Source organism: Amycolatopsis sp. FU40 (assembly GCF_021903635.1).
Classification (GTDB): Bacteria; Actinomycetota; Actinomycetes; order Mycobacteriales; family Pseudonocardiaceae; genus Amycolatopsis; species Amycolatopsis dendrobii.
In genome coordinates this window covers 2,888,461-2,908,170 of sequence record NZ_CP091381.1, presented here as the reverse complement: position 1 = coordinate 2,908,170, position 19,710 = coordinate 2,888,461, and the positions used below count along the sequence as shown (strand labels likewise).

Annotated in this window: 16 protein-coding genes and 1 pseudogene; 11 read left to right on the top strand and 6 right to left on the bottom strand. The window is 70.1% G+C overall.

Going from position 1 to position 19,710, the window contains the following annotated elements; genetic code table 11:
* Positions 1-12: 12 nt before the first annotated feature.
* A complete protein-coding gene (locus tag L3Q65_RS14395; RefSeq protein ID WP_237599956.1) occupies positions 13-819 on the bottom strand; it encodes a helix-turn-helix transcriptional regulator in 807 nt (268 codons plus the stop codon).
* A 44-nt stretch (positions 820-863) separates the two neighbouring features.
* On the opposite strand from L3Q65_RS14395, the gene L3Q65_RS14390 reads away from it, so the two are divergent.
* From L3Q65_RS14390 to L3Q65_RS14380, 3 genes are all read left to right on the top strand, one after another.
* On the top strand, positions 864-1,196 hold the full coding sequence (locus tag L3Q65_RS14390; RefSeq protein ID WP_237599955.1) for a helix-turn-helix transcriptional regulator: 333 nt from the start codon (positions 864-866) through the stop codon (positions 1,194-1,196).
* Positions 1,193-1,864, top strand: a complete 672-nt coding sequence (locus L3Q65_RS14385; protein ID WP_370648185.1) for a cation transporter — start codon at positions 1,193-1,195, stop codon at positions 1,862-1,864. Before L3Q65_RS14390 ends, L3Q65_RS14385 begins: the two co-directional genes overlap by 4 nt.
* A gap of 275 nt (positions 1,865-2,139) precedes the next feature.
* On the top strand, positions 2,140-2,880 hold the full coding sequence (locus L3Q65_RS14380) for an SDR family oxidoreductase (RefSeq protein WP_237599953.1): 741 nt from the start codon (positions 2,140-2,142) through the stop codon (positions 2,878-2,880).
* 10 nt (positions 2,881-2,890) lie between these two features.
* Here the strand turns inward: L3Q65_RS14380 and L3Q65_RS14375 are convergent, their stop codons facing one another.
* Both L3Q65_RS14375 and L3Q65_RS14370 read right to left on the bottom strand, forming a co-directional pair.
* The gene (locus L3Q65_RS14375) at positions 2,891-3,535 is read right to left on the bottom strand and encodes a hypothetical protein (RefSeq protein ID WP_237599952.1); all 645 of its coding nucleotides are present in this window, start codon (positions 3,533-3,535) and stop codon (positions 2,891-2,893) included.
* A gap of 789 nt (positions 3,536-4,324) precedes the next feature.
* On the bottom strand, positions 4,325-4,783 hold the full coding sequence (locus tag L3Q65_RS14370; RefSeq protein WP_182889163.1) for a single-stranded DNA-binding protein: 459 nt from the start codon (positions 4,781-4,783) through the stop codon (positions 4,325-4,327).
* A 445-nt stretch (positions 4,784-5,228) separates the two neighbouring features.
* Here L3Q65_RS14370 and L3Q65_RS14365 point away from each other — a divergent pair, with 445 nt between their 5' ends.
* Entirely contained in the window at positions 5,229-7,484 is a 2,256-nt protein-coding gene (locus L3Q65_RS14365; RefSeq protein ID WP_237599951.1) for a glycoside hydrolase family 15 protein, read from the top strand.
* 22 nt (positions 7,485-7,506) lie between these two features.
* On the opposite strand, the pseudogene L3Q65_RS14360 reads toward L3Q65_RS14365, so the two are convergent.
* Positions 7,507-8,328 (bottom strand): annotated as a pseudogene (locus L3Q65_RS14360) (DMT family transporter); the annotation flags it as partial.
* 36 nt (positions 8,329-8,364) lie between these two features.
* Between L3Q65_RS14360 and L3Q65_RS14355 the strand changes: the two are divergent.
* On the top strand, positions 8,365-8,925 hold the full coding sequence (locus tag L3Q65_RS14355) for a TetR/AcrR family transcriptional regulator (protein WP_182889165.1): 561 nt from the start codon (positions 8,365-8,367) through the stop codon (positions 8,923-8,925).
* A gap of 4 nt (positions 8,926-8,929) precedes the next feature.
* Here L3Q65_RS14355 and L3Q65_RS14350 read toward each other — a convergent pair whose 3' ends face one another.
* On the bottom strand, positions 8,930-9,493 hold the full coding sequence (locus L3Q65_RS14350; protein WP_237599950.1) for an ABATE domain-containing protein: 564 nt from the start codon (positions 9,491-9,493) through the stop codon (positions 8,930-8,932).
* A 104-nt stretch (positions 9,494-9,597) separates the two neighbouring features.
* Here L3Q65_RS14350 and L3Q65_RS14345 point away from each other — a divergent pair, with 104 nt between their 5' ends.
* Positions 9,598-10,509, top strand: a complete 912-nt coding sequence (locus L3Q65_RS14345; RefSeq protein WP_182889167.1) for a pyridoxamine 5'-phosphate oxidase family protein — start codon at positions 9,598-9,600, stop codon at positions 10,507-10,509.
* A gap of 13 nt (positions 10,510-10,522) precedes the next feature.
* Entirely contained in the window at positions 10,523-10,984 is a 462-nt protein-coding gene (locus tag L3Q65_RS14340) for a nuclear transport factor 2 family protein (protein ID WP_182889168.1), read from the top strand.
* A 90-nt stretch (positions 10,985-11,074) separates the two neighbouring features.
* On the opposite strand, the gene L3Q65_RS14335 is transcribed toward L3Q65_RS14340, so the two are convergent.
* On the bottom strand, positions 11,075-12,466 hold the full coding sequence (locus L3Q65_RS14335; protein WP_182889169.1) for an amino acid permease: 1,392 nt from the start codon (positions 12,464-12,466) through the stop codon (positions 11,075-11,077).
* 378 nt (positions 12,467-12,844) lie between these two features.
* Between L3Q65_RS14335 and L3Q65_RS14330 the strand changes: the two genes are divergently transcribed.
* The 4 genes from L3Q65_RS14330 to L3Q65_RS14315 all read left to right on the top strand — a co-directional run bounded on the left by L3Q65_RS14330 (position 12,845) and on the right by L3Q65_RS14315 (position 19,644).
* Positions 12,845-15,829: an arabinosyltransferase domain-containing protein gene (locus tag L3Q65_RS14330; protein WP_237599949.1), complete on the top strand. Its 2,985-nt coding sequence runs from the start codon at positions 12,845-12,847 to the stop codon at positions 15,827-15,829.
* Positions 15,830-16,069: 240 nt separating this feature from the next.
* Positions 16,070-18,172, top strand: a complete 2,103-nt coding sequence (locus L3Q65_RS14325; RefSeq protein WP_237599948.1) for a DUF6541 family protein — start codon at positions 16,070-16,072, stop codon at positions 18,170-18,172.
* Positions 18,173-18,274: 102 nt separating this feature from the next.
* On the top strand, positions 18,275-19,216 hold the full coding sequence (gene ligD, locus L3Q65_RS14320) for a non-homologous end-joining DNA ligase (RefSeq protein ID WP_182889172.1): 942 nt from the start codon (positions 18,275-18,277) through the stop codon (positions 19,214-19,216).
* A gap of 77 nt (positions 19,217-19,293) precedes the next feature.
* Positions 19,294-19,644: a hypothetical protein gene (locus L3Q65_RS14315; RefSeq protein ID WP_237599947.1), complete on the top strand. Its 351-nt coding sequence runs from the start codon at positions 19,294-19,296 to the stop codon at positions 19,642-19,644.
* The last annotated feature ends 66 nt before the right edge of the window (positions 19,645-19,710 follow it).

Genomic DNA, 19,710 nt, shown 5'->3' with positions numbered 1-19,710 from the left:
CGGTTCCCGGTGCTAGCGCGCGGGAATCAGGCCGGCCAGGGAAGCGAGCGCCTCGGCGTCGCGGGTTCCTGGCGTCGCGTGGAAGACCACCAGCTGCAAGCTGACCGGGCCGGGGATGTCGAGTTTGTCGCTGTGCAGATCCAGATTTCCGGCTGTGGGGTGGCGGAAACGGACGAGGTGGCCGGTACGGGTCCTGACGTCGTGCCGGGACCAGAGATCCCGGAACTCTTCGCTGCCGGCGGTGAGGCCGGCGATGAGTCCGGCTGCCGCGGGGTCGGCGATGCTGGGGCCGAGCGCGGCGCGCAGACCGGCGACGCCGTCGGCCGCCGTCTGGTCCCAGTCCCGGCGGAGCTCTCGTTCGGCCGGGTCGAGGAAAACCGCGCGGAGCAGGTTTCGCCCGACCGCGTAGTTGGGCGAAACCGCCGCGGCGACGGGGTTTGCGGCGAGCACGTTTGTGAGCCGGTCCTGGACGTAGGCGGGGTTCGTCGCCCAGGTGGAGATCAGCTCGGCGATGCTCGCGGGCACTCGCGGCTCGGCTCGGCCGGGCTGGGCTGGGGCCGCCAGCTGGTGCAGGTGCTGGCGGGAGGCTTCGTCGAGGCGGAGTGCCCGGGCCAGCGCGTCGAGCACCTGTGCTGACGGGTTCTGGTCGCGGCCCTGTTCCAGCCGGATGTAGTAGTCGCTGCTGATTCCCGCCAGGAGCGCGAGTTCCTCGCGGCGCAGTCCTCGCACACGGCGTCGTCCGTTGTCCGGCAGGCCGACGTCGGCCGGGGAGATCCGCTCTCGCCGGGCACGGAGGAAGTCGCCGAGGAGGTTGTCCACCGCACCAGTGTATTTGATTCAGTATGTGCTGTACTATTGCGGCCGTGCTGACCTCTGAGACTCGCGAACGGGCGCTCGCCCGGCTCGGCCGGGCACTGGCGGACCCGACGCGCTGCCGGATTCTCGTGGCGCTGCTGGACGGGGTCGTATACCCGGCACAGCTGGCCGCGGAACTGGAGTTGAGTAGGTCGAACGTCTCGAACCATCTCGCGTGCCTGCGCGGGTGCGGGCTGGTGATCGCGACGTACGAGGGGCGGCAAGTCCGGTACGCGATCGCTGATCCGCATCTCGCTCACGCGTTGGCGGAGCTGACGCAGGTGGTTTTGGCTGTCGCTCCGACGGACGCGTGTGCCGGCGAGACGCAGGCGGCGCGATGACCGAGCCCTGCCGGGACTGTTGCGCGGATTCGTCGGGTGGCGAGGCCGTGTCGGTGGCTGGCCCTCCGGTGGTGGATGCCGCGCGGCGGGCGGTCTTGCGGCGGAGAGTGCGGTGGCTGGTCGCCGGGACGATCGCGTACAACGTGGTCGAGGCGAGCGTCGCGATGTCGGCCGGGACGATCGCCTCGTCGTCGGCGCTCATCGCGTTCGGGCTGGACTCGGTGGCCGAGGTGCTGTCCGCGGCGGCGGCGGCGTGGCAGTTCGGGAGCGCGGATCCGCAGCGGCGGGAGCGGGCTGCGCTGCGGGTGATCGCGGTGTCGTTTTTCCTGCTGGCGGCCTATGTCGCGGTCGATGCGGTGCGGTCGCTGTTCGGCGATGAGGCTTCGCATTCGACGGTCGGGATCGTGCTCGCCGCGGTGTCCTTGGTCGTGATGCCGGTGCTTTCGGGCGCGCAACGCCGGGCCGGGCGGGAACTCGGCTCGGCGAGTGCGGTCGCCGACTCGAAGCAGACGCTCCTCTGTGCTTACCTCTCCGGCGTGTTGCTGGTCGGGCTGCTGGCGAACGCGCTGTTCGGCTGGTACTGGGCGGATCCGGTCGCGGGATTGGCGATCGCGGCGGTCGCGGTCCGCGAGGGGTTCGAGGCCTGGCGGGGCGAGCACTGCTGCTGATCGCGGGTCAGGCGTTGCTGGACGGCGCGCAAGCTCATGGCCAGCGCGATGAACACGCCGATCAGCATCAGTGCGGCGGCTAGATCGCTCACCTTGGCGGGCCTTTCTCCGGTGGGTCGTCTCGGATCGAAAGCATGACCTGACGCGGGCCTGGATTTCGCCGACGCTCACGCTTCCTTGACTGCGCTTCAGCCGATGTTGATGCCTTGACTTATACGGACACGTGTCCGTTAAGCTGACCGGACACGTGTCCGCATGAAGGTCAGGGGTAGGGAATGCCAGTTCTGGCAGGGAAAGTCGTCGCGATCACCGGGGCGAGCAGCGGAATCGGCGAGGCGACCGCCCGGCTGCTCGCCGCACGGGGCGCGGCGGTGGTCCTGGGCGCGCGCCGCGAGGATCGGCTCGACGCGCTGGTGAAGGAGATTCGCGGCGGAGGCGGTCGCGCGATCGCGTGCGTTGCCGACGTGACCCGGCGCGCGGACCTGGAACGGCTGGTGCGACGGGCGGTCGAGGAGTTCGGCCGGCTCGACGTGCTGATCGGCAATGCCGGGATCGCGAAGCTGGGGCCGGTGGCGGACGGGGACGTCGACGGATGGTCGGCGATGATCGACGTCAACGTGCGCGGTGTGCTGAACGGGATCGCGGCGGCGTTGCCGGTGTTCCGGCGGCAGGGACGGGGTCATCTGGTGACGACGGTGTCGACGTCCGGGTTGAAGATCGTGCCCGGGCAGGCGGTGTACGCGGGGACGAAGAACGCGGTGCGGACGATTCTGGAGGCGCTGCGGCAGGAATCCACGGACGGTGTTCTGCGGACGACGTCGGTGTCGCCGGGGTTCGTCCGGACGGAACTGGCGGATTCGATCGACGATCCGGCGGAGCGGGAGCAGATCCGGCGGCGGTTCGAGGAGTTCGCGCTGGATCCGGCAGCGGTGGCGCGGGCGATCGCGTTCGCGGTCGAGCAGCCGGACGATGTGGAGATCGGCGACATCACCGTCCGGCCCGCTGTGCAGAACTAGCGCGCGAGGGTCAGAGGCACGGCGGCTGGTAACCGTCGATGAGGAGTTCGCGGAAGTCGAGCGAGTTGGGGGTTTTGCCGACGAAGACCAGCCCGCGGGCTTCGGTCAGCGCGGACGCGAACGTGTACTGCGGCTGGCCCAGTTCGGGAAGCCAGGTCCAGGAAGAGGCGTCGAACGGGAAGAATGTGCGGACCAGCTGCCCGCCGGTCGAGGGGATGCGGGTGAGCCATTTGTCGCCGCCGCTCCAGTGCGAGGCGGGGCGCAACTGGACGTAAAAGTCGTCGTCGGCGCTGTAGGTCAGCCAGAATCCGGCGGAGTGGCTGAGGTCGGCCTGTGCGTCGAACTGGTTGCCCAGCCAGACGACGGCGACGTGCCACTCGTTGTTCTGGAAGGCGATTTTCGCCGCGTAGCCGTCGCCTTCCGGGACGAGAAGGCTTCCGGTGGGCGGGACGGTCGTGCCTTCGCCGCTGGCCAGCCATTTCTGCAGCCGGTTGATCGACGGGGTGCTGCATTCGTCCTGCCCGCCGGCGCGGTGCTGCGCGGCGGGCGCGGCTTGGGCAGCCTGGGCGGCTGGGGCGGAAAGCGGGGCCAGCAGCAGTACGGAAATCGCGGCGAGGACAGTGGTTCCGGCCTTGGTCCGGCGAGATGCGGGCATGGTTCGGAAGCTACCAGCGGGATTTCCGGGCGGTCAGGGCCGTTAGTCGGCTTCTGGGCAAATGGTATGGACCTTTCTGGCAAAGGATCAGACCACTGTGGGTCGGGGTCGCTGGGCAGGCGGTCCGTCGGGTTCGGCCCGCTGGCGGCCGGTGCGTGGCGGCCGGGCATTGGCAGCGCTATGCGTTTCACTGGCGTGCGGCCGCTCGTTGCAGGAACCCGGTGGCCGGCCGGCGGTGCCCGGCTGCTGCGGGGTCGCACCCGATTTCCGGTCGCTGGCCTGCGCTGCTGGTGGTCAGCATGCGCCCACCGATGGTCGGTGCGCGGCCGCCCGCGGCTGGCGTCCGACTGCGGCCGGTGGCGTGTGGCCGCGGTGGCTGGCGCTCGACTGCGGTGGGTGGTGTGCGGCCGCGGTGGCTAGCACGTGACTGCGGTGGCTGGCGTTCGACTGCCGCCGGTGGCGTGCGGCTGCGGTGGCCGGTGCTCGTCTGCCGGGCGGCGGTCGAGCACCAGCCTGGTGCCGCCCCGAGGCGCGGACGCCGCGCGGGGCGTGCGGCGGCCTCGCAGCGTCGGCAGCCGGTCCGTAGCGGAGCGCCCCCGGTGCGCCGCGGGTGCGTGCCACGGAGGTGCCGTCGGCAATGACGGCGGCGTACCCGGGGTCTGGCCGGAATACTCGGCTCTCGGGCATTCCAGCCAGTCTCCGGTTAAAGCGGAGCCGTCGGCGGTCGCGGGGATTCCGGTCGGCCGTGCCGCCGACCGGGTATCTCGCTGGGCAGCGACACCAGAAGGGTCAGAACGGCGGCTCCTCACCCAGGCCGGCGCCGGCGGCCACCGGCGCGGCGCCCCAGGCGTCCCCGCCTGGTCCGTTCGTTTCGGCGCTGTTCCGGCTGGCCTTGGTGACTCGGGCGGTCGCGTACCGCAGCGAAGGGCCGATCTCGTCGACCTGCAGTTCGACGACGGTGCGTTTTTCGCCCTCCTTGGTCTCGAAAGACCGCTGCGCCAACCGTCCGGTGACGAGGACCCTTGCTCCGCGCGTGAGGCTCTCTGCGACGTTTTCCGCTGCTTGCCGCCATATGCTGCACCTGAGGAACAAGGCCTCGCCGTCCTTCCATTCGCCGGATTGCCGATCGAGAGTGCGAGGTGTTGACGCGACGGTGAAATTCGCGACCGCTGCTCCGGACGGGGTGAAGCGCAGCTCCGGGTCCGAAGTCAGGTTTCCGACCACGGTGATGACGGTTTCTCCGGCCATGCTAAAACTCCTTTGTTGTGTGCAGCCAAATCCATGGCGACCGATCTGAGGGTCGATTGTTGGTGAATCAGCCGTTCAGTACTGCTGAATAACGAGTGCGGTGGAAAGCCGCGTCTCTTGAGCCTCTGCCGTGGTCTTGGCAAGAGCTGGCGGGAGGAAGCGCTAGTGCGTAAGGCGGCCCTCCGAGACGCTGCGGAACTCGACGGGGCGAAGGCGGATGCGGTCAGGGTTTCGATGACGGTGCGGACGGGTCCTCCGGCCATGGTGACGGCTCCTCTGTTCGGTGCGGACCCGGGACCGGGCGCCGCTTCGGGAACCAGGAGACCATCCGGGTACGACAGTTTCCGGGGGTTCTCGGTCACTCCATCGGGTGGGATCCGAAACAGAGCGGGTTCCCGCCGTTCGGCTGTTGTTCCGGGGTGGGGCGGCGGGCAGCATGAACGGCATGGTCGGTGGGACGTGGGGTCGGGCGGCGGCGGTGGTCGCCGTCGTGGGGATTTCGGTGGCAGGGCAGGGGATCGCGCCCGCGGAGGTCGGGGCGAAGGCCGGTTCGGCGACAAGCGCGGCGCAGCCGCCGGGGGATTGTTGCGGCGGTCCGTCATCGTGGACAACCGGGGACAAAACCGCCCTCGGAACGGCGGCCGGGACTGCCAGCCCGTTGTGGTTCACCGTCGCGGGAGGGGTCGCGTCGGAGGTGTTTTATCCGCGCGCGGACGTGGCCAACATGCAGGACATGCAGTACGTGGTCACCGACGGGAAGTCCTTTGTGGACCTTGAGCGCGACGCGACGGAGCACGTCGTTTCGATGCCGGACGAGAAGGCACTCGAGTACACGGTCACGAACACGGCTAAGAGCGGGCGCTATCGGATCACCACGACGTACGTGACTGACGCTGGGCGGCCGACTCTCCTTGCCCGTACGCGGTTTCAGTCGCTTGACGGGGGTCAGTACCAGGTTTATCTGCTGGCGAATCCGTCGATGGCGGGTGGCGCGGCGAACGACATTGCGGCGTGGGACGGGACCGGGCTGACGGCCAGCGGGACGGAGCAGTTGTTCGGGGCCACGACAACTGTGGCGTCGGCGTTGCGGGCGTCGACCGGATTCGTCGCGCATGACAACGGATATTCCGGCGCCGCCAGCGATTGCCTGGTAGACTTGCGGGCACATCGAACTCTTGCGAATCACTTCGATTCCACTGATCACGGCAACGTAGTCCAGTGTGGACAAATACCGGTCGGGCAGGACACGACGTTTTCGGTCGCGCTCGGGTACGGGAGTGACGTCCAGGGCGCGGCGGCGGCCGCGGACGGGTCGTTGGCCAGTGGGTTCGGCAATCTGGAGCAGGCGTATCGGCGCGGGTGGGAGGAGTATGTCGGCAGCTTGAAGGCGGTGCCGGGCAGCGTGGCGGGTGACGAGCGGCAGCGGAGGGCGTATTACGTCGCGCTGATGGCGTTGCACGCGGCGGAGGACAAGGCGCATCGCGGCGCGAGTGTCGCGGGGCTGGCCACTCCGTGGGGCGATGTCGTGAACGGCGACGTGCTCAACGACGGGTACCACCGCGTGTGGGGCCGGGATCTGTACCAGCAGGCGACCGGACTGCTCGCGGCGGGCGACGCGGCGCAGGCGAAGCGGATGGCGCAGTTCCTGTGGACCTCGCAGTGGATCTCCGCGCCCACCCAGGGCGACGGGACGACGTACCCGGCGGGGGCGTTTCCGCGGTACAGCCCGGTGAGCGGGGTCCAGGGGGCCACGCCGCGGCAACTCGGCTGTTGCGAGCAGCTCGACCAGGATTCCGACGCGATCATCCTCGCCTGGACGACGGGGCTCACCGACGCGGCGACGTACGCGCGGGTCAAGGTGACGGCGGAGCACATCCGCACGAGCGGGCCCGCGACGACGGAGCGGTGGGAGGAGCAGTACGGCCGGTCGCCGTCGTCGATCGCGGCCGAGGTCGCGGGGCTCGTGACGGCCGGGGCGATCGCGCGGGCGAACGGCGATACGGCGGCGGCGCAGCAGTGGGAGTCCACCGCGGACTCGTGGCGGGCGCAGCTCGACAGCTGGACGCGGACGACCGCCGGCTACTGGGGCGGCCACACGTATTACGAGCGGATCGACAAGGGAACCGACCCGAACGACACCGGGCAGATCTGTTTCGACGAAGGGTGCTTCTACGAGCACGACGTAGTCGACTTCGGATTCCTCGACCTCGTCCGGCTCGGGATCCGCGGACCGGCGGACCCCGAAGTCGCCGAGTCGGTGGCCCCGACGGCGGCGGCCCGCGACGGCAACGCGTCGATGCAGGTGAGGACCCCGAACGGCGACATCTACTTCCACCGCTACCCGCACGACAACTACGGCGAGAGCACCACCGCCTGCACCGGCTGGCCGGCGAACGGGCCGCAGCGGTTCGGGCGGCTCTGGCCGGTCCTGTCGGGCGAGCGCGGCGAGTACGAGCTGGCCAACGGGCGTCCGGCGGCGGTCTACCTGAAGTCGATGGCGGACGCGGCGAACGACGGGTACTTCATTCCCGAGCAGGTGTGGGATCGCGCCGATGTCGCGTGCTTCGGGCTGGGCCGTCCGACCGGGAGCGCGGCGCCGCTGATGTGGGCGGAAGGCCAGTACCTCCGGCTCGCGCAGAACACGGACGCGGGGAAGAACCTGGAGACCCCGGAGGTGGTGCGGCAGCGCTACGGCGGCTGACCCGGCCGTTCGCGACGACGGCGGCGACCAGGGCCAGCCCGAGTCCCACGCCGGTCAGCACGGTGAACGGCTCGCCGAACCACACCGTGCCCCACACCGACGTGACCGGCGCGATCAGGAACATCAGGCTGTTCACCGCCGTCATGCCGATCCGTCCGACGAGCAGCCAGTACAACCCGTACCCGCCGAAGGTCGCCAGCACGATCAGCCACGCGAGGGCGAACCAGAAGTGCCCGGACGCGGGCGGCGCCGCGCTCCCGGTCGCCAGTGCGAGCGCGGTGAACACGACCGCGGAGGTGGCGCAATGGACGGCCAGCGCGCGCAACGGGGGAGCGGGAACGCGAGCCCGGCGTTCGAGCACGGTCGAGGCGACTAGCCCGAGCATTCCGGCGAACGGGATCAGGTACGCCCAGGCGGGGGCGTGCGAAGCGGCGTCCGACCAGCTGACCAGGACCACGCCGACCAGCCCGAGCGCGAGCCCGGCCCATTGCCGTCCGGTCGCCGCGACGCCGAGAAGCGGACCGGCGAGCGCGGCGGCGACGAGCGGTTGCACGCCGTCGATGAGCGCGGTCGTGCCGGTGCTGACGCCTTCGCCGATGGCCCAGTAGACAGTGAGCAGATAGCCCGACTGGGACAGCAGGCCGATCAAGACATGCCTGCCCAGTTCGCCAATCGAACCAGGGCGCAGGAAAGGCGCCAACAGCAGCGCCAGCGGCAGGAACCGCCACATCAGCACGGTCGGCACGGACGCGTCCGCCGCGCCGAGCTTCGCACCGATGAACCCGGACGACCAGCACACCACGAACAGGACGGCCGCCCCGACTATACCGATCTGTTTACCCATGGCGCTGGACTATACAGATCGGTATACACTGGGGCCATGACGATCGACTGGACGCCGAAAGCGCAAGCGGTGCTGACCGCCGCGTCGGAACTGTTCTACGAACGCGGGATCCACGCGGTCGGCGTCGACGTCATCGCGGCGAAGGCGGGCGTCGCGAAGAAAACGCTCTACGACCGGTTCGGCTCGAAGGATCGCCTGGTCGTGGAGTATTTGTCCGCCCGGGACGCACGTTGGCGGGAGTTCCTGGGCGAGTGGCTGGAGCGGGCCGGAACGACGCCGCGGGACCGGGTGCTGGCGGTGTTCGACGCGTCCGAAGCGTGGGCGAAGAAGTACGGCGGCAAGGGCTGCAGCATGATCAACGCACACGCGGAGATCAGCGATCCGGCGCATCCGGCGTACGCGGTGATGACCGAGAGCAAGCGGTGGCTTCTCGGCGTCCTCGTCGAATTGGCCGAATCGGCGGGCGTTCCGGAGCCGCGCCAGGTGGCCGAGCAGATCATGCTGCTGCACGAAGGCGCGACCGTGATGGCAGGAATGCGGGTCGCCGAGAACGTCTTCGCGCGGGCGGCGCAGACGGCGGTGGTGCTGCTGGGCTGAGCGGTCAGCGCGTCGAGCGGATCTTCTCGTAATGCCGTGCGGCGCGCGCTCGGTTGCCGCAGGCGACGGAGCACCATTCGCGGCGCGGATGCGTCTTCATGAAGTAGAGCACGCAGCCGGGCGCGTAACAGGCGCGCAGCTTCGCCGCGTCCGGTCCGCCCAAGAGTGCGATCGATTCTCGTGCCACGCGGGCTAATCCGGTGACGACCGGCGAAGTGCCGCGGGAGGAGCCTTCCTGCAGTTTCCCGGCCACGAAGGTCAGTTGGGGGACTGGCAGGCGGGTCACCAGGTCGTTCAGGTCGCCGAGCGCGGTGTCGAGGTCGACGGTGGGGGACTGCCGCTCGTCGGCGGTGACTTGGGCGGCGAGTCGGCGGACGGCGTCGCGAAGCCGGCGCGCCAGCGCGAGTTCGGCGGCCGACGACGGGCGCGAACCGCGCTCGATGCCGACGTCGTCGAGCCACGCGTCGAGGTCTTCACGGGTGCGGAGATCGTCGTGGAGCCCGCTCGTGTCGGCCCAGACGGTCGCCATCAGGCGGACCGGCACGACCTCGTCCGGCAGCATGCCCATGGCCGAGACGGTATCACGGATGGAACGGGTTGCATCCGTGAGAAGCGGATGCTAGAACTTCTCACGGAATCTCACGGTTCAACCCGTGAGAAAGGGAGGGTGCAATGAGCCATGCGATCCGGCCGGCGTTTCACTCCGGCGAACTCGCCGTCCAGCGGGAGGCGGGAGTCGAACGCCAGGCCGCGCGCCTGTCCCGGATGGCCGAACCGGCCGGGATTTCCCCGGGAACGGCAGGGTTTCTGGCCGAGCGGACGTTTCTGGTCGTGACCGGACGCGACGCCGGCGGACGGCTGTGGACGTCGCCGATCACCGGCCCGCCCGGGTTCTTGGAGACCAGGTCGGAGACGACGCTCGCGATCCATCGCACGCTGCCGGAAGGCGATCCGCTGCACCGGCTTCCGGCCGGGCAGATGCTCGGCATGACCAGCGTCGAGTTCGCGACCCGCCGCCGGGTCCGGATCAACGGCACGCTCGCGACCACCGCGAAAGACCACCTGATCGTGGAGGTCGAGCAGGCCTACGGCAACTGCCCGCAGTACATCCAGCAGCGGGACCTCACGCAAGACGTCGAGCCGGCAGCACCAGCAGGAGAACGCGCTGAACTGAGTCCGGGCGACACCGAGCTGATCCAAGCGGCGGACACGTTCTTCCTCGGCACCATCAATCCCGCGCACGGCGCGGACGCGTCCCATCGCGGCGGCGCGCCCGGATTCGTCCGCGTCGAGGAGAATGCCTTGCGGTGGCCCGATTATCCGGGAAACAATCTCTTCAACAGTCTCGGCAACATCGCCGCGAACCCGGAAGCCGCGCTGCTCTTCTTCGACTTCGCCACCGGCCGCGTCCTCCAGGTCTCCGGCACCGCCGCGATCGAATGGGGCGAAGCCGGCCGCTCCGGCGACGACGGCTATACCGGCCGGATCGTCCGGCTGGAAGTGCACCGCGTCGTCGAGGGCCGTCCGGTGGCCCGGCAAGTCGCGCACGCGCCGTACCCGCGCAATCCTCGGCTCGTCAAGTGAAGGGACCCCTGTCATGACCGAATCGCGGCCCCCGTTCCCGCCGTTCGACCTCGCCGCTGCGCTGCGGAAGGTCCAGGCCGCCGAGGACGCGTGGAATACGCGGGACCCCGAGAAGGTCTCGCTCGCGTACACGCCGGATTCCGTGTGGCGCAACCGCGACACCCATGTGGTCGGCCGCGCCGCGATCGTCGAGTTCCTTGCCGCGAAGTGGGAGCGCGAGCAGGACTACGCGCTGCGCAAGGGGCTGTGGGGCTTCCGCGAGAACCGCATCGCCGTGCGGTTCCAGTACGAGAGCCGCGACGCGGAGGGGCAATGGTGGCGCAGCTACGGCAACGAGCTGTGGGAGTTCGCCGGGAACGGCCTGATGAGCAGGCGCGAGGCGTCCATCAACGACCGGCGGATCGGCGAATCGCAGCGGCGGATCTTCGGGCCGCGGCCGGAGGCCGAGCGCGGGGCCGACTTCCCGTTGTGGTGAAAGAAAGAACCCGGCCGTCCTTCCGGTGGGTATCGGAAGGACGGCCGGGCCGGTGCCGCGTTCGCGGGGATGGGGGAACGCGGGCTCCGCTCAGGCGCCGGTGCGCGCCTGCCGTTTGCGGGACACGAGCCGCCAGCCGACGGCGAGCACCACGACGATCGCCGGGATCGAGTAGAACGCGATCTTCTCGGCTCCGTCGGAGAATCCCATCAGCACCACGACCAGCACGAGGAATCCGAGCGTGGCCCAGCCGGTGTAGGGCGCGCCGGGCATGCGGTAGCTCGGCCGCTCCAGTTCGCCGCGCAACGCCGCCTGGCGCATGCGCATCTGCGAGTACACCAGAGTCGCCCAGGTCGCGACCACTCCGAGCGACGCGACCGCGGTGGCGATGTCGAAGGCTTCCTTCGGCAGCAAGTAGTTCAGCACCACGCCGAACACGTAGGCGACGGACGTGAAGAGAATTCCGCCGTAGGGCACATGCCGCGAGTTCATCTTGCCGACGAACTTCGGCGCCTCGCCCTCGTCGGCGAGCGCGCGGAGGATGCGGCCGGTGGAGTACAGGCCCGAGTTGCACGAGGAGAGCGCGGCGGTGAGGACGACCGCGTTCATCACGTCGCCGATGCCGCCGATGCCCAGGCGCGAGAACACGGTGACGAACGGGCTTTCGCCGCCGTTGTAGAACGGCCACGGCAGCAGCATCGCCAGCAGCAGCACCGAACCGACGTAGAAGACGCCGATCCGCCACACGACGCCGTTGATCGCCTTGGGCAGCACCTTGCGCGCGTCCTTGGTCTCGCCGGCCGCGATGCCGACCACCTCGATCGCGGAGTAGGCGAACACGACCGCCTGCAGCGTCATCAGCGCGATGCCGACGCCGGCCGGGAAGAACCCGCCGTGATCGGTCAGGTTGTGCACGCCGGCCGTGGTGCCGCCGATGTTCGCGCCGGTGAACACGAGCCCGAGCGCGGTCACCAGGAAGACGATGATCGCGAGGACCTTGACGACGGAGAACCAGAACTCCAGTTCCCCGAACAGCTTCACGCTCAGCAGGTTGACCGCCATGAGCACGCCGAGCGCGATCAGCGCGGTGATCCACTGCGGCACGTCCGGCAGCCACTTGTGCACGTAGATCGCGACCGCGGTGATCTCCGCGATCCCGGTCATCGCCCAGTTCAGCCAGTACATCCAGCCGGACACGAACCCGGCCCACGGTCCGATGAACTTGCGGGCGTAGGTCACGAAACTGCCGGAGCTGGGCTGGTGCAGCACGAGCTCGCCGAGCGCCCGCATCACGAAGTAGGCCGCGATGCCGCACAGCGCGTAGGAAAGGACGAGCGACGGACCCGCTTCGTGGAGCCGCCCGCCCGCGCCGAGGAAGAGCCCGACCCCGATCGCCCCGCCGATCGCGATCATCTGCACCTGGCGGTTGCCCAGTGCTTTCGTGTAGTTGTCGCCCTCTTTGGCGACCACTGTGGATTCCATGGTTGCGTGACGCTAGCGGTAGCGCACCGCGTGACGCAGCACACCTAGGCTGGACTTAAGGTGTGCTCCAGATCACCGTGGAGGAACCGGGCAAACCGGGCAGGACCCGTTTGACTTCCGGAAAGCGTGCTGGAGCTGCGTGGATGTCCACCGTGGACGGTCCGGCCGGAGACTTTCGGGTAACCCGGGGCGTCCTCGAGGGTATCCGGGCGGCAAGGCCCGCGAGAGTCACCGGAACGGGCGACGAAGGGCCGCGGCGGCCATTCCACAGTGGACGGAAGCGCCCGGTGCGCGAGCGCGGCTGGCCTCACATGCGACGACGCGGCGGCGCTGGGCCGCTTCACGGCGGAGATACGCCGGAACACTAAACTCCGCGCCGTGCCAACCCCAGATTCCGACGCCTCCGCACGCAGGCAAGCTGGCCACCGTTGGCTCATCATCGGGCTCGGGCTCGTCTCCGCGCTGACCGCGGTGCTGTTCACCGTCGCGCCGGTGAACACTGAGACGACGACGTACCGATGGGACGGCGCGCAGGACACCGCGCTGCCGTTGTACCCGTACCACCCGGCCAGACTCGACGCGACCGTCCGCTGCGCCGGCCCGGACGGGCTGCTGCTCGCGACCACCCCGCCGGAAGGCAAGCAGGGAGCGGAGCGCGCCGCGGGCGGGCTGGAGGTCCGGGCGGCCGACGGCATCGTCAGCGCGAAACTCGGTGGCACGGAACTGTTTCGCCAACCGGCCGGCGGCGACTGCCACTTGAAGGTGCACGCCGACGGCGAAGGCACCACGGTCGGCACCGGCAAGACGGCGGGCAGGCCGACCGTCACCGGGCTGTACACCGAACACCCCGGCACGGTGTCCGCGCAGATCGAACCCGACACCCGATGGGTCAGCACGGCAAGCGCGGCGAAGATCGCGCTCGGCGTGGTGTCGGTGCTCGCGGTGCTCGCCATGATCGTGCTGCTGGTCCGGCGCGACCGGGCCGCCGCACGCCGCGTCCGGCTGCTTCCGCGGCGGGCGTGGGTGCCGCGGCCGGCGGACCTCGTGGTGACCGGCGTGCTCGGAGTCTGGTCCGTCGTCGGTGCGCTCACTGTGGACGACGGATACATCTCGACGATGCTGCGCGCTCGCGGGACGAGCGGGTTCACCGGCAATTACTTCCGCTGGTTCAACGCGCCGGAAGCGCCGTGGGGCTGGTACTACGAACTGTACGCGCTTCTCGGCCGCGTCACGCCGGCCATGGTGTGGATGCGGCTGCCTTCGGTGCTGCTCGGGCTGGCGTCCTGGTTCCTGATCGACCGCGTGGTGCTGCCGCGGCTGGTGAACCGGCCTGCCCGGTGGACCCGCTGGGCGACCGCGGCCTTGTTCCTGGCCTGGTATGTGGCCTTCGACGTCGGGCTGCGTCCGGAGCCGTGGATCGTGTTCGGCTCGCTGGCGGTGTTCGCGCTGGTCGAGCGCGCCCTGGCGACCGGTGCGGTGACGCCGGTCGCGATCGGTTTGGCGGTCGCCGGCGCCACCGCGACGACGAACCCGCTCGGGATCGCGGCGTTCCTGCCGTTCATCGCCGGGGCGCGCCCCCTCGCGCGGCTGGCGCGCAGGCGCGGAGACCTGCGCGTGCCCGGCGCGATCGCGGTGGTCGTCGGCGCCGGTGCCAGCGCGCTCCTGACGGCGTTCTACGACCAGCCGCTGACCGCGGTCCTGGAGTCGACTGCTGTCCGGCAGAAGATCGGACCGGATCTGCCGTGGCAGGCCGAAATCAACCGGTATGCCACCCTGCTCGACCCGTCGGTGGTCGAGGGCGCGCTGAACCGCCGGGTGCCGGTGCTGCTGATGCTCCTGGCGATGGCGCTGACCGCCGTGCTGCTGATCTGGCGCCGCGCTCCGGGACTGGCCGTCGGGCCTGCTCGCCGCATGGTCGTCATCAGTGTTCTCTGCCTGGTCGTGCTCGCGTTCACGCCGACGAAATGGACGCACCATTTCGGCGCGCTGGCCGGATTCGGCACGGTGGTCATCGCGATGCTGGTGCACACCGTCGCAAGGGGAGCGCTGGCCTCGGTGTGGGAACGGGCGGCGGCGCTGGGTTTGGTCGCGGCGACGACGTGGCTGGCGTGGTCCGCGCCGAACTGGTGGTGGATGCAGTCCGACTACGACGTCCGCTGGGGCGACACTGTCCCGACGGTCAAGGGAGTGCGGCTGGCGGATCTCGCCCTCTGGGCCGGGCTGGCCGTCGCGCTCGCAGGCGTGGTCGCCGGGGCTTGGCAGACCGCGAAGCGACGGGACGGGGCGGGGCGGGCGCCGCGCTGGCTGCCGAGGACGAGCTGGGTGATCGTCGCGGTGGCGGCCGCGACGGTGGCGGTCGAAGTGGTCGGGCAGGCGCAGGCGGTGAAGGTGCGCTGGGGCACCTACTCCGTCGGCCGGTCGAATCTGGCTTCGCTGGGCCTCGCCGCCAGCGCCGGCAAAGCCGGAAACTCCTGCGGCGTCGAGGACTGGCTGGACGTCGAGCCGGACATCGCGGCCGGTGTGCTCCGGCCGTCCACCCCGGCCTCGGCGGACGGGTTCGCGATGAACACCGCGTTCCCGCCGGACGCCCCGCCGCGCGCGCCGTTCGGCAGCGACCCGGAGCATCCGGCGTGGAGTTCCTACGGCGCGCCCTCCCGGACCGGCACGTTCGTGAGCGGGTGGTACGACCTGCCCGCCGGCACCGGGTCGCCGGATTCGCCGCCGGTCGTGATTTCCCGCGCCGCGCACGGGAAAGTGCAGGTGTCGGTCGAGTTCGCGAAGGCGGACGGGACCGTGCTGGCGACGGCGAAGGCCAAAGCGGACGACACCGGGAAATGGCTCGACGCACGCTTCGATCCCCGCTGGCAGGCGCCAGGGGCGCAACGGGTCCGGGTGGTCGCGCGGGACGAAGACCCCAGCGGGTCGGGCTGGGTCGGGGTCACCGCGCCGCGGATTCCGCGGCTGACGCCGCTGACGAACGTGATCCCGGTGAACGAGCCGGTGACATTGGACTGGACCAACGCGTTCGTCCTGCCGTGCCGGACCCCGGCGTCGCTGTCGGACGGCATCGTGCAGCCGGTGCGTTACCGGTTCGCGCCGGGGCAGGACGCGCAGTCGCTGGTCGGGGTTTCCTACTCCGCGGATGCCGGGGGACCGTACGTGCCGCTGTACGCCGACGCGAAGGCGACCGAAGTGCCGACGTACCTTCGCGGCGACAAAGTCCGGGAGCCGGTCGCGGTCTTCCGGTTCGACTACCCGGTGGCGATGCGGGGGCTGACCGTCGAGCACGGCACGCGGTCGACGTCCGGCCTGGCGAAACAGACCGCGGTGCTGGACCCGGACGCGGCGCCTGGCGGCGGGTAGCGCTCGGCGGGCGGCCGGGCGCATCGTGGTTCCGGAGCCGTCGATCGACTTCCGCGGGCCGGTCCCCGGATCTCGGGGCCGGTGTCGTATTCTCCGTATTGGCCGGAAGGCAGCACGTCGAAATCGAAGGCGAAACGGAAGTTCCGTCTTCGACGCGCGACCGGCGGCCCCAGTCTTCAGCACAGCCGCAGTTCCCCGTGGAATCCAACGAGTTCTTCACGAGATTGGGTGGTCTTCGCCGTGAGTCTGCTTTTGTACCCGCTGGCGGGGCTGGCCGTTCTCGCCTTGCCGGGACTTCTGGTGCAGTTCGCCGCGGGCATCCGGGACAAACTGTGGCTGGCCGCGCTGACCGCCCCGGTCAGCGTCGGCGTCTACGGCCTCGCCGGCCTCGCGTCCGGCATTCCGGGACTGTCCTTCGGGATTCCGCTCGCGCTCGCGGTGACCTTGCTGCTGTCCGCGATCGTCTTCGGCATCGCCTGGTTCCGCCGCGGCCGCGGCGAACCGGCGCCGGTCGAGCAGCCGGACACCTCGCTGCTGCCCGCGCTGACCGGGCGCTGGCTGCTGGCGGCCAAGATCGGCGCCGCGGTCCTGGTGCTCGGCGGCATCGCGCTCGCGCTGCAGCAATGGCACGGCGGCCTCGGTTCCTGGGACACCTATCCGCAGGAACACGACACGATCATCCACATGGTGCTGGTGGCCTACATCAGCGACACCGGCCGGGCCGCGCCGTGGGACCTCCTGCCGATCGACGTGCTCACCGGGCAGCCGGTGTCGTTCTACCCGTCCGGGCTGCCGTTGCCCGCCGCGCTGTCGGGCGAGCTGACCGGCGGGCCGATCACCGGCTTCAACGTGATGAACGCCCTGATCACCGGGCCGGTGTTCGTGCTCGGCTCGGCGGCGCTCGCGGCCGCGGTGTTCCGCAGGCTGCGCGCCGGATCGAGCTGGACCGCCCTCGCCGGCGGGGCGGCCGCGCTGGTCGCGGCCGGGCTGTACCGGCCGGGCGTGCAGCTCCTGCACGACGGCGGGATCGCGCCGAACGCGGCCGCGATGAGCATGGCTCCGGGCGTGATCGCGGCGCTGATCAGCGTGGGCGGGCACCGCGGATGGGGTCCGGGTTCGCGCTGGCTGCGGGCCGTCGTGCTGGGCATCGGGGTGGCCGGGGTGTTCTCGGTCCACCCGAGCGTGGCCGCGACCGTCGGCCTCAGCGTCGTGGTGTTCTGGATCGTCGAGGCGTGCACGAAGCGGGGACGCCAGATCCTGCGCGGGCAATGGCCGGTGCTGCTGGCCGCGGGGGTGGTGGCCGCGCTCGCGTCGGCGACCACTCTGCTCGGTTCGGCGAGCCAGGCCACCCGCACCGGGACCTGGTCGCCGGACATCCCGCCCGGCCGGTTCGGCGACGCGCTGTCGACCAACCTGAAGCTCACGTATGGCGGGTACTTCGATCCGCACGGCATCTTCTCCCAGCTCAGCGCGGGCGTGCTCGCTCTGGCCGGGGTGCTGGTCGTCCTGGTGCTGCGCCGCGCCTGGGGCGTCGCCGCGATGTGGCTGTTCTGGCTGGCGATCGTCGTCGATTTCAAGGTGCACCCGTGGTCGGGCATCGGCTCGATGGTCGGATCGCCGTTCTACAAATCGTATGTGCGCATTCAGTCGCACATTTCCCTGTTCATTCCGGTGCTGGCGGCTATCGCGGTCGTATTCGTGACGGCCGGAATCATTCGCTTGGCCGGGAAACCGAAGAACGCGGCGGTGTTCGGTTGCGCCCGCCGATTCGCCGGTCCGATTTCCGTCGCATTGCTCGCCGCGGTGCTGGCCGGATACGTCTTCTACGCCGCGGTTCCCTACGAACACCGCAACGCCGAGGTGATCGCGAGCCGCTACGCGAAGCCGGAGTTCACCAGGGTCAACGACGACGACAAACGAGCGGCGAAATTCGTCGAGGAGCACATCAAGCCCGGCGAGCGGCTGATGAACAGCGCCAACGACGGCTCGACCTACGCTTATGTCGAGGACCGGGTGCCGGTGGTCAACGTGGTCACGCTCGGCTCGGCGCTGGAACCGGTGACGTATGAGCTGCTGCGCTCGTTCCGCGACTATCCGACCGACCCGAACATCCGGAAAACCGTGTTGTCGCTGAACATCGGCTACGTCTACGTGGACAGCAAAGCTCCCACCATGGGCGCCGGACCGGGTTCGCCGAACAGCTGGTACACCGCGCCGACGTTCGAGCTGGCGCCGGGACTGCAGAACCTGGACGGCCTGCCCGGCCTGTCGGTGGCCTTCCAGTCGGGCACGGTGACGGTGTACAAGCTGGACCGCTCCGTGCTCGCCGCGATGCCGAATTGACCGAGCGCGGAGGCGAGCCGCCGGTTCCGCGGCGGGCGGGCGTTTCACCCTCGTGCCGTTCGGCCGCTGACGCGACCGGCGTTTCCGGATACGGTCGGTGCCATGGCTAAGGGCGAGGCCGTCGAGCTCGAGGTGGGGGACCGGACGGTCCGGGTGTCCAACCCGGACCGGGTGTACTTCCCGGCGCGCGGCGAGACGAAGCTCGATCTCGTCCGCTACTACCTTTCGGTCGGCGACGGGATCGTGCGCGCGCTGCGGGAACGGCCGTGCATGCTGCACCGTTTCCCGTCCGGGGTGACCGGCGAGAAGGTGCACCAGAAGCGGGTGCCGAACGGCGCGCCGCCGTGGCTGGAGACGGTGCGGGTGCAGTTCCCCCGCTACCAGCGGCACGCCGACGAGCTGTGCGTGACCGAGCTGGCGCACGTCGCGTGGGCGGTGCAGATGTCCACAGTGGAGTTTCATCCCTGGAATTCCCGGCGCGCGGACACCGAACGGCCCGACGAATGGCGGATCGACCTCGACCCGATGCCCGAATGCGGGTTCGGCACGGTGCGCCGGGTCGCGCACGTCGCCGAGGAGATCCTGGACGAGCTGGGCATCCGCGGCTGGCCGAAGACGTCCGGCGGCAGCGGGATGCACATCTACGTGCGGATCGAGCCGCGCTGGGGGTTCGCCGACGTCCGCCGGGCCGCGCTGGCGTTCGCGCGCGAGGTCGAGCGGCGGGCTCCGGACGAGGTCACCACCACCTGGTGGCGCAAGGACCGCGACCCGAAGAAGCTCTTCGTGGACTACAACCAGAACGCCCGCGACCACACGATCGCCAGCGCCTATTCGGTGCGCGGCGTGCCCGAGGCGCTGGTGTCCACGCCGATCCGCTGGGACGAGGTCGACGACGTCGACCCGCACGACTGCACGATCGCGACCGTGCCCGCGCGGTTCGCCGAACTCGGCGACCTGCACGCGGGGATCGACGACACGGCGTACTCGCTCGAGCCGTTGCTCGAGTGGGCCGACCGGGACGGGTTGGAGGCAGAGGACTCCTGAACGAAGTCAATCGGGCGCCTGGCGTCATGGGGGAACCTTCCGTCCGTCTCCCCGGGGACGGAGCGGAGGATGCCACGATGGACGGTGCTGGGCAGAACGATCCGCTTGCCGTGCTGTACCGGCTGCACCACCAGCTGCGCGTGCTGTCGCCGGTGCTCACCGTCGCGCCCGGACGGCCGGAGACGAAGGCCATGCTCGACGGCCTCGCCGAGACCGTTGCCGAGGCCGCTGGCCTGCTCGCGACCGCGGAACCGGCCGCGCTGGCCGCGTTGCGGCAGGGATTCGAGCATGCCCGGGCCGGGCGGGGGAACGAGGCGACGTCGGAGCTGATCACCGCGTACGGACGGCTGTCGGTGCTGCTGCGGAAAGACACGCCGCGCCGGGACGCCGCGGACGAGCCGACGGTCCGGTGGCGTTCGAAGTTTTGACCCGCGCGGTGCGAGGCATGCCAGGATGGCGGGCGAAAGCCGGCTGAGCCCGGGCGGTGCGGCAGC

Coding starts and splice junctions, on each gene's coding strand:
- L3Q65_RS14385 (WP_370648185.1), top strand. CDS start 1,193: ATGACCGAGCCCTGCCGGGACTGTTGCGCGGATTCGTCGGGTGGCGAG.
- L3Q65_RS14380 (WP_237599953.1), top strand. CDS start 2,140: ATGCCAGTTCTGGCAGGGAAAGTCGTCGCGATCACCGGGGCGAGCAGC.
- L3Q65_RS14375 (WP_237599952.1), bottom strand. CDS start 3,535: ATGCCCGCATCTCGCCGGACCAAGGCCGGAACCACTGTCCTCGCCGCG.
- L3Q65_RS14370 (WP_182889163.1), bottom strand. CDS start 4,783: ATGGCCGGAGAAACCGTCATCACCGTGGTCGGAAACCTGACTTCGGAC.
- L3Q65_RS14365 (WP_237599951.1), top strand. CDS start 5,229: ATGGTCGGTGGGACGTGGGGTCGGGCGGCGGCGGTGGTCGCCGTCGTG.
- L3Q65_RS14355 (WP_182889165.1), top strand. CDS start 8,365: ATGACGATCGACTGGACGCCGAAAGCGCAAGCGGTGCTGACCGCCGCG.
- L3Q65_RS14350 (WP_237599950.1), bottom strand. CDS start 9,493: ATGGGCATGCTGCCGGACGAGGTCGTGCCGGTCCGCCTGATGGCGACC.
- L3Q65_RS14345 (WP_182889167.1), top strand. CDS start 9,598: ATGAGCCATGCGATCCGGCCGGCGTTTCACTCCGGCGAACTCGCCGTC.
- L3Q65_RS14340 (WP_182889168.1), top strand. CDS start 10,523: ATGACCGAATCGCGGCCCCCGTTCCCGCCGTTCGACCTCGCCGCTGCG.
- L3Q65_RS14335 (WP_182889169.1), bottom strand. CDS start 12,466: ATGGAATCCACAGTGGTCGCCAAAGAGGGCGACAACTACACGAAAGCA.
- ligD (WP_182889172.1), top strand. CDS start 18,275: ATGGCTAAGGGCGAGGCCGTCGAGCTCGAGGTGGGGGACCGGACGGTC.
- L3Q65_RS14315 (WP_237599947.1), top strand. CDS start 19,294: ATGGACGGTGCTGGGCAGAACGATCCGCTTGCCGTGCTGTACCGGCTG.